The organism is Hydrogenophaga sp. (assembly GCF_051858985.1).
Lineage (GTDB): Bacteria > Pseudomonadota > Gammaproteobacteria > Burkholderiales > Burkholderiaceae_C > Hydrogenophaga.
Window position 1 is genome coordinate 903,930 of sequence record NZ_JBHYGM010000002.1, and the last position, 12,665, is coordinate 916,594.

Below are 12,665 nucleotides of genomic sequence, written 5' to 3' on the forward strand. Positions count from 1 at the left end.
TTCCACCTCGAAACGCGGACCGGCTTCATGAGCGACCAGCAGAACTTCACCGGCACCCGGCCCGTCGCAGACCAGCATGCGTTCGACGACGCGGCGCTTGCAAGCTGGCTCGAGGCCCAGGTGCCAGGGTTCGCGGGTCCGCTCACGGTCGAGATGTTCAAGGGCGGGCAGTCCAATCCCACCTACAAGCTGATCACCCCGCAGCGCGCCTATGTGATGCGCGCCAAACCCGGGCCCGTGGCCAAGCTGCTGCCTTCAGCGCACGCGATCGAGCGCGAGTTCCGCGTGATGAGCGCATTGCACGGCACCGGCGTGCCCGTGCCCCGCATGCACGCACTGTGCGAAGACGAATCGGTGATTGGCCGCGCCTTCTACGTCATGGAATGCATGGATGGCCGCGTGCTCTGGGACCAGTCGCTCCCCGACATGACGCCCGATCAACGCGGCGCCATCTACAACGAGATGAACCGCGTGATGGCGGCACTGCACACCGTCAAGCCCCTGGAGATCGGCCTGGAGGGCTACGGCAAGCCGGGCAACTATTTCGAGAGACAGATCGGCCGCTGGAGCAAGCAGTACCAGGCGTCTGTCACGCAGCCCATCGAAGCGATGGACCGGCTCATGGACTGGCTGCCGAAGAATGTGCCCGACATGGCGCGCGACGAATCCCTGCTGTCGGTCGTGCACGGCGACTACCGCCTCGACAACCTCATGTTCCACACCAGCGAGCCGCGCGTGCTCGCGGTGCTTGACTGGGAGCTGTCCACGCTGGGCCACCCGCTGGCCGATTTCAGCTACCACTGCATGTCCTGGCACATTCCTCCCGGCGCGTTTCGAGGCATCGCCGGGCTCGACCTGCCGGCCCTGGGCATCCCGTCCGAGGCCGACTACATCGCGCTGTATTGCGAGCGCACCGGCTTCGCCAGGCCCGATGAACTCAAGGCCGACTGGAATTTCTATCTGGCCTACAACATGTTCCGCCTGGCGGCCATCCTGCAAGGCATTGCCAAGCGGGTGGAAGCGGGCACCGCATCCAGCGCGCAAGCCGTGAAATCGGCGGCGGGCGCCCGGCCCATGGCAGAGCTGGCCTGGCGCTTCGCCAGCGCGGGCTGATCCCTTTTTCCCCAGGCGACCACGCCTCACCCACAGGAGACACGATGAATTTCGACTACACCGACAAGGTCAAGGACATGCGCGAACGCCTGCTCGCGTTCATGGATCAGCACGTGTATCCCAACGAGGCACGCTTCTTTGAGGAGATCTCGGCCAACCGGGCCAAGGGCAACCCCTGGGTGCCCACCGCCATCATCGAAGAACTCAAGCCCAAGGCGCTGGCCGCCGGCCTGTGGAACCTGTTCCTGCCGCGCAGCCCGCGAGCGCCTCAGGGCCTGTCCAACCTCGAGTACGCACCCATGTGCGAGATCATGGGCCGCGTGCCGTTCGCGGCCGAGGTGTTCAACTGCTCCGCGCCGGATACCGGCAACATGGAAACGCTGGAGCGCTATGCCAGCGAGGCATTGAAAGACGAATGGCTGGAGCCGCTGCTGCGCGGCGAAATCCGTTCGGCCTTCCTGATGACCGAGCCCGAGGTGGCATCTTCGGACGCCACCAACATCCAGTGTCGCATCGAGCGCGACGGCGACGAATACGTGATCAACGGCCGCAAGTGGTGGTCGTCCGGCGCGGGCGACCCGCGTTGCGCTGTCTACATCGTCATGGGCAAGACCAACCCGGACGCGCCGCGCCATTCGCAGCAATCCATGATCGTGGTGCCGGCCGACACCAAAGGCATCTCGGTGCTTCGCCCGCTCTCGGTCTTCGGCTACGACGACGCACCCCATGGCCACATGGAAGTGCTGCTGGAGAACGTGCGCGTGCCGGTCAGCAACATCCTGCTGGGCGAAGGTCGTGGTTTCGAGATCGCCCAGGGCCGCCTCGGCCCTGGGCGCATTCACCACTGCATGCGATCCATCGGTGCCGCTGAGCGCGCGATGGAACTCATGTGCCAGCGGCTCAACAGCCGCGTGGCTTTCGGCAAGCCGGTGTCGGCCCAATCGGTGTGGCACGAACGCATCGCCGATGCCCGCTGCCGCATCGAGATGGCGCGCCTTCTCACGCTCAAGGCAGCCTACATGATGGACACGGTGGGCAACAAGGTGGCCAAGGCCGAGATTGCGATGATCAAGGTGGTGGCACCCAATATGGCCTGCGACGTGATCGACATGGCCATCCAGGCGCATGGCGGTGGCGGGGTGAGCGGCGATTTCCCGCTGGCCTACGCCTATGCCAGCCAACGCACGCTGCGCCTGGCCGACGGCCCTGACGAAGTGCATCGCCAGTCGATCGCCAAGCTCGAGCTTGCACGCCACATGATGGTGAAAACCGACGTGGAGATGCCGGTCACGCGCGGCTTCTGAAGACGAGCGCGCTGCCTCAGGGCGGCGTGGCCAATGCGCTCGCCTGGTCGCTCAGGTGCCGGAACAGCGCCATGGCATTCAATGCGGCACGCTCGTCACGCGTCTGGTCGATCTGCATGCGCAGATAGACCTTGCCGCGCAGCAACATGAACAGCAGAGGGGTGGCAGGGGTGACGGTGTCGCCTGGCCACTCCATGAGGCGCTGAACGGCGTTCGCGTCGATCCAGGCTTTCGCGACCTCCGTCGAGTCGGTGAGGACGGCGTATCGCTCCCAGAACGCCTCGTCGGGCCCGGCCCAACCCGCGTCCCGGTACATCGCCAGCCAGCGGATTTCCTCCGGGAGCATGGCCGCGCTGGTCTGCAGGTTGTCGGTGTAGCTGGCATACAGCGCGGTCGCCTGCTGCTCGAGTGCGCGCTTGAGCGAGCGGTTGAGCAACACCACACTGGCCGGCGTGGCCAACCCGAGATCGGCACGGCCCATGAGTTCCATGCCGTGCAGGTAAGGCCGCGAAGGCGCTCCGCATTCGATGCGCACACCTCGACCCTGCCACTGACCCACCATGGCGTACGCGCCACCGAACATGGACTTGTAAGCCAGCCCTTGCGACAGGGCCCACTGCGCCAGCGGACCCGAAGGATCTGAGGATGCCAAAAGACCGCCCAACGCTTTTCCCAGTCGCTCGAACATGGACTTGTGTTTTCCCGTAGAGTGAATTTCCAGCAAGCATAACCAACAGCCCTCGCGCCATGAAAGGCCAGTTGCCATGATCGATGTCTATTCTTGGGCCACGCCCAACGGCCACAAGGTCCACATCATGCTCGAGGAGTGCGGGCTCCGACTGGGCCGCGACTGGCAGGCCCACGCCATCAACATCGGCCAGGGCGACCAGTTCGCGCCCGAGTTCCTGAAGATCAGCCCCAACAACAAGATCCCGGCCCTGGTGGACCCGCAGGGGCCGGACGGCAAGCCGATCAGCCTCTTCGAATCCGGTGCGATCCTGTTGTACCTCGCCGCCAAGAGCGGCAGGTTTTTGCCCAGGACGGACCGCGCCCGGTGGGAAACGCTCGAATGGCTGATGTTCCAGATGGGCGGCGTGGGACCCATGCTGGGACAGGCGCATCACTTTCGCCTTTACGCGCCGGAGAAGATCGACTACGCCGTCAACCGCTACACCAACGAGGCCAAGCGGCTCTACGGCGTGATGGACCGACAGCTGGCCAAGCACAAGTTCATTGCCGGCAGCCAGTACACCGTGGCCGACATCGCCATCTTTCCGTGGCTGCGGAGCTGGCAGAACCAGGGCATCGACTGGGCCGACTTCCCGCGACTGAAGCAATGGTTCGACACGATTGCAGCGCGGCCGGCGGTCCAGCGGGGCGTGGCGGTGCTGGCGGATGCGCGCAAACCGCTGACCGACGACAAGTCGCGCGACGTGCTGTTCGGCAAGACGCAGTACGAAAAACGGTGAGGCCGGGAAGATGACGCCGGCAGCAGGTACAATTCACCGCTTAGTCGGAGCGTAGCGCAGCCTGGTAGCGCATCTGCTTTGGGAGCAGAGGGTCGCGAGTTCGAATCCCGCCGCTCCGACCATTGATCGAAAACAAGAAGGCCCACAGTGTGGGCCTTTTTTGTATCGCCGGTCACCCTGTCTGCCCGTAGCTCAACCGGATAGAGCAGCTGCCTTCTAAGCAGCAGGTCGGGGGTTCGAGTCCCTCCGGGCAGGCCATAGCAACAAATCATGTTGCGCCATGTTCCGTCAAAATCCCTATTCAGATCAATAGCTTGCCACACTATGCGCGTCATGTTCCGTCATGAGGCGCCATTGCAACGCACGTCGAAGGGGGGTACAAACCGGGGGAACGAAGGGGCTTTCCCCTGGATTTTCAAGGTTGTTCCCCCATGTTGACTGAAGCCCAATGCAGAAACGCTTCCTGCGGCACTGACAAGCCCCGCGCTCGATATGCAGATGCTGGTGGCCTCTATCTCGAAGTCGCGGCCACGGGATCGAAGCGCTGGTTTTGGAAGTACCGGCACGGAGGCAAGGAGAAGCGACTCGCTCTCGGGAGCTATCCCGCAGTCACGTTGAAAGCTGCTCGCTTCGCACGCGACGATGCGCGCAAACTGCATGCGACTGGGGTGGACCCAGCGCAGCGCCGGCAACTCGAAAAGCTCTCGAATCGCATCGATGCGGACGGTACTTTCGAGTCCGTTGCGCGAGAGTTTCACAAGGTGAAGTCGCCAGCCTGGAGCACCCGTTACGCCGAACGCTGGCTCTCGTTGATGGGGAAGGATGTATTCCCATCATTGGGCGCCCTGCCCTTGTCCACGATCACCGCCCCAATGCTGCTGCACGTTCTGCGCAAGGTGGAAGCCAGGGGCGCCCATGAGAGCGCGCACACGTTGCGTCAATGGTGCGGCCAGGTGTTTCGGCATGGGATCGCCACGGGGCGCTGTGAGCGCAATCCTGCACCCGACCTGCACGGCGCCCTGGTTCCCATTACCGTGAAGCACATGGCTGCCGTGCTCGACCCCAAGCAGGCCGGCGAGTTGATGCGAGCGATCACCACCTACTCAGGTCAGCCCTCCACACGCGCCGCGCTCCAGTTGTCCGCCCTGCTCTTTCAGCGGCCCGGCAACATCCGTCAAATGAAGTGGGCGGATGTCGACCTCGACGCTAAGGTGTGGCGCATTCCCGCTGCCGACATGAAGCGTACCAAGGTCGGCAAGCTCAATGGGCGTCCGCACATCGTGCCGCTGGCATCGCAGGCTGTCGCCATTCTGAAAGACCTGAAGAACCTGACCGGCCATGGCCAGTACGCGTTTCCGTCACTGCTGACTGGTGAAAGGCCAATGAGCGACAACACCATCCGCACAGCCCTGCGCCGGCTGGGCTACGCGAACGAAGACATGACGGCACACGGGTTTCGGGCTATGGCGCGGACGATCATGGTGGAGCAGATGAACGTCGACCCCGATGTGATCGAGGCACAACTAGCCCACGGTAAGAGTGGTCCGCTGGGTGCCGCGTATGACCGCGCGCAATTCATCGACAAGCGCCGGGCCATGATGACCCAGTGGGCAAACTATCTAGACAAGCTGCGCACGGGTGCCGACGTGGTGCCGCTGCGCGCATGACCAAGTGGATTCTGCAATGGTGAAACTACGAATCAAGGGCAACGCGGCAAGCTTGGTCACGGTGGAGCTTTGCGCATATGCCCGCGATGGGGACAAGACGGCACTGGCCGAACTTACAAGGAGAGCCGGGGCCTCTTCTAAGGTGCGCAAGCTTCTTAAATCACTGATAGCAACAAAAGCTCCAGAGGCGCCACTTTCTGCCAAGCAACTGCGATCAACTGGAACTGCCAAGCCTAGCCCATGGGCTCGACTGTCCAGCAAGCGCGGAACAGGCTGGGTCAAGATTTCATCAGGAGGTTTACCCACGCTTGGCAAGAAGCGATAGAAACCGGAAGGCCCTGCGCCGTACCGGAGGCGAAAAGGTCCGGCAGATCATTCGATCGCTGAGGCCTATACCTAACTCGCTATCACGCCTTCGGGCATTTCAGTTTTGCCAGCCCTAGGCTGATCCCCGAAAACCCGCTTCCCTGACGGGCTGGGCTGGCATCTCAATCAGGGGCGCGAGGGGCGCATGTTTGAAATGCAGAAGAACTTCAACTGGGCAGTACACCAGAACGACCCCAACAACTGGGTGAAGATTCCGGAATTCGATGTCATACCTTCCACGGTTTCTTTCGTAGGCTTCGCTTATCCAATTCTTGGACCCAAAGACAAAGGGTTCCTTTGGCGAGTTCCTGTGTGGGAGACCGTCAGAACTGTGCGCCTTCTCGCGAAAAGGCGGTTTGGCACGCTTCTGCAGTTGCGTGTTGCGAGCCGTTCCTTGTATGAAGAGGACCTGCTAGACCCAGAGCGTGAAGTTTTCAGCGACGACCAAGCCTTTGCATTTTTCTATGACGCGTTCTTTTTCAACATCGAAAGAGCCGTCCTTCAAAACGGCAAAACTTTGGTTGATGAACAAGCCCGCAGCGTAGGGCTGGCGCGCGCGATGGAGGCCGCAGTGCAACTAATGGGGGGCCAACGTCCCAATCTGGTAAGTGTTGCTTCGGCTCGGATCGCTCTCGCGCGTTCCGGAGCGGACGCCAAACATCGCGACGGTCGTCAAGCACGCGAATGGATACGCGCTGAGTGGGCCACTCATCGAGGGGCATACGATGGAAATCGTTCAGCCTTTGCGCGCGACTATTGCGCTCGCTTATGGAACGAACGATTCGTCAAAGTGACAGAGAAGCAGTTGCGAGAAGTGTGGCTTAGAGATGCCCCGCCTGCTGGCAAACCGGCCGGTCTGCAGGCAAGCCGGTAGTGACATCAACCCGCTAACGCACGACCATGGAATCCGTGTTCAACCACGAGATGCCCCATGCATACCGACCCGCTCCCATTCCGTCAGAGGCCTCCGCTTCAATCGGTCCAATCTCTAAACATCCCGGAAGCTCTGCTCAAAATTCAGACGGTAATCGAAGTCACTGGACTCTCTGAATCGAGCATCCGCCGAAGGGTGGCTGAGGGCAAATTCCCCAAGCCCATCAAAGATGGCACGCGCTGCACCCGCTGGGTTGCCGGCCAGGTCTCCAACTGGCTGCGCGCCAAGGTGGCAGTATGAACTCCGCTACCCAGTTGTTCAATGAGTGGACAAACCTGCGCGCCCGGGCGAGTCGAAGGGGCGCTCGAGCGTACAGGTCGGGCCCGATCGACGGGCCGGTTGTGTACTTCACCATCCACCAAGGTTTGGCGCGTGTTTGCCCCGACTTGACGGCTCTGCGCTCGCGACTAGAAGACCTAGAGGCTGGGGACACCGTGTGAAACCTCGTCTCTATGGGGCCAGCGCGATAAAGCGTGATCGGCGCTCATCGACCCGAATGAATCTGCTCGACGAACAGATCATTGCAGTCCTGCATGAGGACCACCCGCAAAGCGTGCGCCACGTCTTCTACCGGATGACAGACCCCAGATTGCCCGAGCCGGTGGAAAAGTCCGATCGAGGATACCGACACGTTCAGGACCGGTGCGTGAAGTTGCGCCGGTCCGGCCGCATCCCATACAACTGGATCGCCGACATGAGCCGGCGCGGATACTTCGTCAACACCTTTAGCAACGCAGGCGACTTTGTTCGGCAGATGGCTGGGCTCTACAGGGCCGACCTCTGGCGCGAAGCCGACTTCCGGTGTGAGGTATGGGCCGAATCACGAAGCATCGCTTCGGTGGTACATCGCGACTGCGTGGAACTGGCCGTTGATCTTTACCCGTGTGGTGGGTTCAGCAGCTTGTCGTTTGTGCATGAGGCCGCCGAGACGCACAACAGGCTGGGTGACACCCGACCGCTGGTGGTGTTCTACATCGGCGACTTCGATCCTGCGGGCGTGCTGATTGATCAGTCACTGGAGCGTGAGCTGCGGACCCACCTGCGCAGCGACATCGAACTCGATTTCCGCCGCATTGCCATCAACGAGGAACAGGTCGCGCTCAACGAGCTGCCCACCAAGCCCCGGAAACAGGGCGACAAACGCTCACAGCACATCACCTACACCGTGGAGGCCGAGGCCATGCCGGCGCGCGTCCTGCGTTCGATACTCCGGGCCGAGGTGGAAGCTCTTCTGCCTATTGGTGCGCTGCAGGTGGCCAAGGTCGCAGAACAGTCCGAGCGCGCCCACTTGGCACGCATGGCTGACATGCTGGGGGGCTGACCATGGCGAAGAAGCCAGCCGATCCGCGAGGCGGTCACGTTCGCATCTACTGGGAGTTGATCGACTCAATGGCCTGGCGCGCCCTGGACTGGTCGAGCGTGGGTCTGTACCTGGCGATGCGCCGCAAGCTGCAGGGCACGAACAACGGCAATCTCAGCTGCACCCTTGGCGACATGAAGCACTACGGCATGGTGTCGTCGGCAACGCTCGCCAAGGCCCTCCGAGCCCTGCAGGCGGTCGGTCTGATCAGCATGACACGGCAAGGGGGCATTGCCTTCGGGCAGAAGGTCTGCAGCCTGTACCGGTTCACCGATGAACAGGTGTTCGAGCATCCCAAGGTAGGAGTGAAAGCCACACCGGCCACGCATGAGTGGCGACAGTTCACGAACCTGAGCCAGGCAAAGGCCGCCATCCATGCCGCGCACGCCACCACCAAAAACACATTGGGCCTTCAGAAATTGAAGCGTATCGGTTCAAAAAATGAAGCGTCAACCCGTTTTATCGATTCAGTTTCTGAAGCAGTGGCCTCTCCACTTGTTCAAGAACTGAAGCAGACGCGCAGACGCCAAACGGCTGCAACCCCGCATGAACACTAGCGTTTCGAGGTTCCGATGCAAATACCCGCCTTTTCTCTCGTTGCTTCAATTTTTGAACACCTATACATGTTGCCACCCTATGCGGTGACTGCGAGGGCTTCCTGCAATGAAGGAGCATGACGAACTGCTACCGGGGACTCGGTTCCTGGCTGGCTCTTCAGCCGAAACCCGAGGACATCTCACCACGATGCGCTGGAGGCATTCCACCCTCCGGGGGCTGGGCATGCCTTGGGTAGGAAGGTTTCACGCCTCCTGCGTCGATCTCGCGCACGAGGTAGGCCAACTGCTGGCGAAGTTCGGGCTCCTTCCGGCCATTGCCTTGAGCGCCGTTGAAAAACAATCGGAGGAAATCAAATGAACGCACCGAGTAAGAAGCTGGCGAAGCCCACCAAGAAGGAACCTCCAGCACCCGCTGAGAACAGCAAAAAAACCCCGGCGAGCAACGTGCTGGAGATTGAGGGCGACCCGCTGGACCGAGAGAAGCTCTATGCGGATGTCGCGATCGGCGGGATGGTGTCGAACATGATGCTGATGCAGAACTTTGGGAAGCGTATGCACGGAGAAGTTGGCATCACGCAGGCCGTGAAGTCTCTTCGTGCGACGATGAAAGACGTGCATGCCGGCAACCTGCAAAGCTCAGAAACGCTGCTCTACAGCCAGGCCGTGGCGCTGAATACGATGTTCGCGGAGATGGCTTGTCGTTCATATCTCAACATGGGGACCTACCCACAAGTCGCTGAGAGCTACATGCGCCTTGCGCTGAAGGCCCAAAGCCAATGCCGGAACACCCTGGAGACGCTCGCCAACATCAAAAACCCGCCCGTGGTGTTTGCCAAGCAAGCCAACATCTCCAACGGCCCCCAGCAGGTCAATAACGGGGCTGCGAAGAGTTTCGAGACCAGTACGCGCACACCTGCGCGCGCGCACGAGAAAAACGGAAACGAGCCAACCAAACTTTTAGTAGGGGCGCAACATGGCGGCACGGGCTTGGACGAAGGAGCAACGGGAGCGGCAACGCGAGGCCATCAAATGCTGGAAGCCTTGGGAAAAGTCCACCGGGCCGAAGAGCCTGGAAGGCAAGGCCACGGTTAGCCGCAACGGCTGGAAAGGAGCAACTAGACCAATGATGCGAGAGCTGGCTAGAGCTCTTCGAGATCAAGCTCGACTCGTCAGTGACAGATTTCCATGAAGAGATTCATTCACGCGCCGTGCGGAAACCCGTGATGTTGCTGACGGCATAGCTTGCAAATGCTGCTCCCATCCCAGCAACACCTCGCCCCATGGGATTCTTAAGCACTTGGAGATCGAACTTGTTCCGTCGGGGCTTCATAGGAGGATCGCGCAGCCGTTGCGTCGACTTTCGCTTCGATTGGCAATCGCACAACGAAAAGTGCTCCCTTGCCCCGGCCATCGCTGCTGGCGGTGATCGAGCCACCATGCATTTGAACGATTGCTTTTGTAACTGCGAGTCCAATCCCTAGGCTTCCATGGACAGGGCCGTTCAAGCCATCAAGGCGAACAAACATCTCGAACATGCGATCGCCGTCCACCTCGCTAAACCCTTGACCGTTGTCCTGCACTTCAACAACTGCCTCATCGCCTTCGCGCAGCAGGCGAAGCGCGATCAAGCCCCCTACCTGGGTGTATTTCACCGCATTGCTAAGCAGATTGCAGAGGACCTGGGTTAGACGGTCCGCATCTCCTTTTATCTCCAAGCTACCCACGGCATACGTTACCAGCAGCATCTGGTTCTTCGCATCCGCGTCCACCTTGGCTACGTCTAGGCAGTCCTGAAGGATTGACTGCAGATCCATCGACGCCAGCGACAGATCAAGTTGACCTCTTTCGATGCGACCTATATCGATGAAATCACCAACCAAACGTGTCAGCAGGTCGACCTGCCGGCGCATCATCAGTCGTACCTTTCTTTGTTGGGCTGCATCGGGAGCCATGTCGAGCAACTCTATCCCGTTGCGTACAGTTCCGAGAGGACCCCGGAGCTCATGCGAAACTTGGGCCAGAAAACGTGTCTTGGCAGCATCCAACTTGCTGAGTACGTCCGCATGTGCAGCGAGTTCCTCCCTATGTCGCAGTAATTCGGCGTCCTTCTCCCGAATCGACTTGGCCGTCTCATCGAGCGCCAACGCAAGTGCAGCCAACTCGCGGATAGCCTTGTTTGTGGGCGGCGGCTGGTGGCCTTCGCGAAGGCGGGGAGCCGCTTTCGCCAATATGCCGATGGGTCTCGCTATGCGCAGAAGCAACCAGTAACCCAGTGCAGCAGCAAGAAAGAAGGATGCGGAAAGGCCCCACAAAAGTAGCAGCATCGTGCGATTAGGGCCGGCGGTGACACTCTGCGCCGGGATTCCGTACCCGATGCTCCAACCTGTAAGCGTCGACTTTGTGAAAGCAGAATATGAATCGTACCCGTCGACGGTAACGCCCCTGTACCAGCCCTCGTGCGCCTTTTGAGTCGCCTGAAGATAACTTGGCGACGCGTGGCTTCCGAGTTGCACGCTTGGGACTCTGGCGATGAAGCGCCCATCAGTACCTACTAATCCCGTCACCCAACCCGGTGGGATGCCCTGACGCTCCAATGTGTTCTGAAAAATTGAGGGTCGCACTACTGCGGTGATCACGGCCGCGACAGCACCACCATTCATCACAGCAACCCGCACGGCCACACCAGCCTCATTCCCAAGCTTCGGCGCGAAACTGAGATCGCCCACCGATGGCTGGCCAGACGCAATGACAGCAGCAAAAGACGCATGGTCGACGACATTTTGCAGAAGCGGCGTTCCCCATGGAAGCCTTGCGTTCGACAATTGGCGTCCATCCAGTGCGGTCAAAACAAGGTTCTGTAGTTGGGGTTGGCTTGCAAGAACGCCCTGAGCCATCTCGTGGAACTTGGCGCCATCGCCCGCAAGCAGCCCTTCGCGAGTGGCCAATGAGTTCAGCAAGTTAATCGTGCCTCGAAGCTCCGCGTCAACCGCTTCGATTGCAGCGCGATTTCTTGCCAACGCGGCCGCAATCAGGGTCTCACGCTCTTGATGAAAGACGTACAGCGCGGCGACCGCGGAAGCAATGATCAGCGGTAGTGCTGTTCCGGCGCAAAGCAGCAGCAAACTTGTTCGTAGGCGCATCGGCAAATTTTTATCGCTTGCTGATTTTTCGTCAACTTTTCGTGTTGGTCGGGAATCTTTTTTAGCGAAATAGGTCCGTCGTCAAAGACGTGTCATAAGAGTCGTCCCAAGCGTGAATCTCCTCAGGCATGCGTTTTGCCCAACTTGTGGTATGGACCCAAAATTACAGCTCCTGCTTGCGGACGATGATCGCGACTCAGTCGACGTTTTAGGCGCACTTCTTGGGTTGGTGGCAGCACATTTCCACGTCACTTTTGCTTTCGACGGAGTGCAACTTTTAGAGGCCGCTACGGCTGACGGCGCTGCTTACGACGCTGTACTGTCTGACATCGACATGCCACGCATGAGTGGGCTTACAGCGGCTATGAGGATTCGGGATGCCCTCGGACCTGAGGCGCCGTTGTTAATTGGAATGACCGGCCACGCCGGCACCTTGCGCGATTCGGAAATGTACGTGGTCTTCGATCATGTTTTACGCAAGCCATTCGCCATAGAGGAACTGGTGGAGTTACTTCCACCGGCCTAATCTGTAAATGCGACGCACCACCGCATCGCGTAATTTCGACGAACAACGCCAGATGCGAAAGGCTGACCGCTAGGCCACCTGTAAAAACCTCCGGCTCCGGGACAGCGCTCCACAGGCGCGACCCAGGCCAACTGGCATCTTTTAGTGAGCCGCATGCATCGGCCTAACCTAGACCGCAACAAGGGTGCCTCGTGCCTTCAATCGTCAGGACAAACGCAGCGTGATCCCG

At 60.3% G+C, this 12,665-nt stretch carries 12 protein-coding genes and 2 tRNA genes; 12 read left to right on the forward strand and 2 right to left on the reverse strand.

All coding sequences use genetic code 11. The annotated features are described in order from the left end of the window. Positions 1-27 precede the first annotated feature (27 nt). A complete protein-coding gene (locus tag ACTIEY_RS10680) occupies positions 28-1,113 on the forward strand; it encodes a phosphotransferase (RefSeq protein WP_439519080.1) in 1,086 nt (361 codons plus the stop codon). Between the two features lie 44 nt (positions 1,114-1,157). Then, positions 1,158-2,417 carry an acyl-CoA dehydrogenase family protein gene (locus ACTIEY_RS10685; RefSeq protein WP_439519081.1) on the forward strand — a complete coding sequence of 420 codons (1,260 nt, stop codon included), beginning with the start codon at positions 1,158-1,160 and terminating at the stop codon, positions 2,415-2,417. Positions 2,418-2,433: 16 nt separating this feature from the next. Here the strand turns inward: ACTIEY_RS10685 and ACTIEY_RS10690 are convergent, their stop codons facing one another. Then, positions 2,434-3,105, reverse strand: a complete 672-nt coding sequence (locus ACTIEY_RS10690; protein ID WP_439519082.1) for a hypothetical protein — start codon at positions 3,103-3,105, stop codon at positions 2,434-2,436. Positions 3,106-3,181: 76 nt separating this feature from the next. Here ACTIEY_RS10690 and ACTIEY_RS10695 point away from each other — a divergent pair, with 76 nt between their 5' ends. The 9 genes from ACTIEY_RS10695 to ACTIEY_RS10735 all read left to right on the forward strand — a co-directional run bounded on the left by ACTIEY_RS10695 (position 3,182) and on the right by ACTIEY_RS10735 (position 9,862). Beyond that, positions 3,182-3,886 carry a glutathione binding-like protein gene (locus tag ACTIEY_RS10695; RefSeq protein ID WP_439519083.1) on the forward strand — a complete coding sequence of 235 codons (705 nt, stop codon included), beginning with the start codon at positions 3,182-3,184 and terminating at the stop codon, positions 3,884-3,886. A 45-nt stretch (positions 3,887-3,931) separates the two neighbouring features. Next, positions 3,932-4,008: transfer RNA gene (locus tag ACTIEY_RS10700), tRNA-Pro, on the forward strand. A 59-nt stretch (positions 4,009-4,067) separates the two neighbouring features. After that, a tRNA-Arg gene (locus ACTIEY_RS10705) sits at positions 4,068-4,144 on the forward strand. A gap of 173 nt (positions 4,145-4,317) precedes the next feature. Continuing rightward, entirely contained in the window at positions 4,318-5,553 is a 1,236-nt protein-coding gene (locus ACTIEY_RS10710) for a tyrosine-type recombinase/integrase (protein WP_439519084.1), read from the forward strand. A 511-nt stretch (positions 5,554-6,064) separates the two neighbouring features. Then, positions 6,065-6,793, forward strand: coding sequence for a hypothetical protein (locus ACTIEY_RS10715; protein WP_439519085.1), 729 nt, complete (start codon positions 6,065-6,067; stop codon positions 6,791-6,793). Between the two features lie 57 nt (positions 6,794-6,850). Continuing rightward, positions 6,851-7,093: a helix-turn-helix transcriptional regulator gene (locus tag ACTIEY_RS10720; RefSeq protein WP_439519086.1), complete on the forward strand. Its 243-nt coding sequence runs from the start codon at positions 6,851-6,853 to the stop codon at positions 7,091-7,093. Positions 7,094-7,349: 256 nt separating this feature from the next. After that, positions 7,350-8,174 (forward strand): hypothetical protein, encoded by an 825-nt coding sequence (locus ACTIEY_RS10725; protein WP_439519087.1) that lies wholly within the window; start codon positions 7,350-7,352, stop codon positions 8,172-8,174. A gap of 2 nt (positions 8,175-8,176) precedes the next feature. Next, positions 8,177-8,770 carry a hypothetical protein gene (locus ACTIEY_RS10730; protein ID WP_439519088.1) on the forward strand — a complete coding sequence of 198 codons (594 nt, stop codon included), beginning with the start codon at positions 8,177-8,179 and terminating at the stop codon, positions 8,768-8,770. A gap of 354 nt (positions 8,771-9,124) precedes the next feature. Further along, entirely contained in the window at positions 9,125-9,862 is a 738-nt protein-coding gene (locus ACTIEY_RS10735) for a hypothetical protein (protein ID WP_439519089.1), read from the forward strand. 197 nt (positions 9,863-10,059) lie between these two features. Here the strand turns inward: ACTIEY_RS10735 and ACTIEY_RS10740 are convergent, their stop codons facing one another. Further along, positions 10,060-11,910: a sensor histidine kinase gene (locus ACTIEY_RS10740; protein WP_439519090.1), complete on the reverse strand. Its 1,851-nt coding sequence runs from the start codon at positions 11,908-11,910 to the stop codon at positions 10,060-10,062. A 112-nt stretch (positions 11,911-12,022) separates the two neighbouring features. Between ACTIEY_RS10740 and ACTIEY_RS10745 the strand changes: the two genes are divergently transcribed. Continuing rightward, entirely contained in the window at positions 12,023-12,436 is a 414-nt protein-coding gene (locus ACTIEY_RS10745; protein WP_439519091.1) for a response regulator, read from the forward strand. Positions 12,437-12,665 lie beyond the last annotated feature (229 nt).

Coding starts and splice junctions, on each gene's coding strand:
- ACTIEY_RS10695 (WP_439519083.1), top strand. CDS start 3,182: ATGATCGATGTCTATTCTTGGGCCACGCCCAACGGCCACAAGGTCCAC.
- ACTIEY_RS10720 (WP_439519086.1), top strand. CDS start 6,851: ATGCATACCGACCCGCTCCCATTCCGTCAGAGGCCTCCGCTTCAATCG.
- ACTIEY_RS10680 (WP_439519080.1), top strand. CDS start 28: ATGAGCGACCAGCAGAACTTCACCGGCACCCGGCCCGTCGCAGACCAG.
- ACTIEY_RS10730 (WP_439519088.1), top strand. CDS start 8,177: ATGGCGAAGAAGCCAGCCGATCCGCGAGGCGGTCACGTTCGCATCTAC.
- ACTIEY_RS10685 (WP_439519081.1), top strand. CDS start 1,158: ATGAATTTCGACTACACCGACAAGGTCAAGGACATGCGCGAACGCCTG.
- ACTIEY_RS10710 (WP_439519084.1), top strand. CDS start 4,318: ATGTTGACTGAAGCCCAATGCAGAAACGCTTCCTGCGGCACTGACAAG.
- ACTIEY_RS10715 (WP_439519085.1), top strand. CDS start 6,065: ATGTTTGAAATGCAGAAGAACTTCAACTGGGCAGTACACCAGAACGAC.
- ACTIEY_RS10735 (WP_439519089.1), top strand. CDS start 9,125: ATGAACGCACCGAGTAAGAAGCTGGCGAAGCCCACCAAGAAGGAACCT.
- ACTIEY_RS10725 (WP_439519087.1), top strand. CDS start 7,350: ATGAATCTGCTCGACGAACAGATCATTGCAGTCCTGCATGAGGACCAC.
- ACTIEY_RS10690 (WP_439519082.1), bottom strand. CDS start 3,105: ATGTTCGAGCGACTGGGAAAAGCGTTGGGCGGTCTTTTGGCATCCTCA.
- ACTIEY_RS10740 (WP_439519090.1), bottom strand. CDS start 11,910: ATGCGCCTACGAACAAGTTTGCTGCTGCTTTGCGCCGGAACAGCACTA.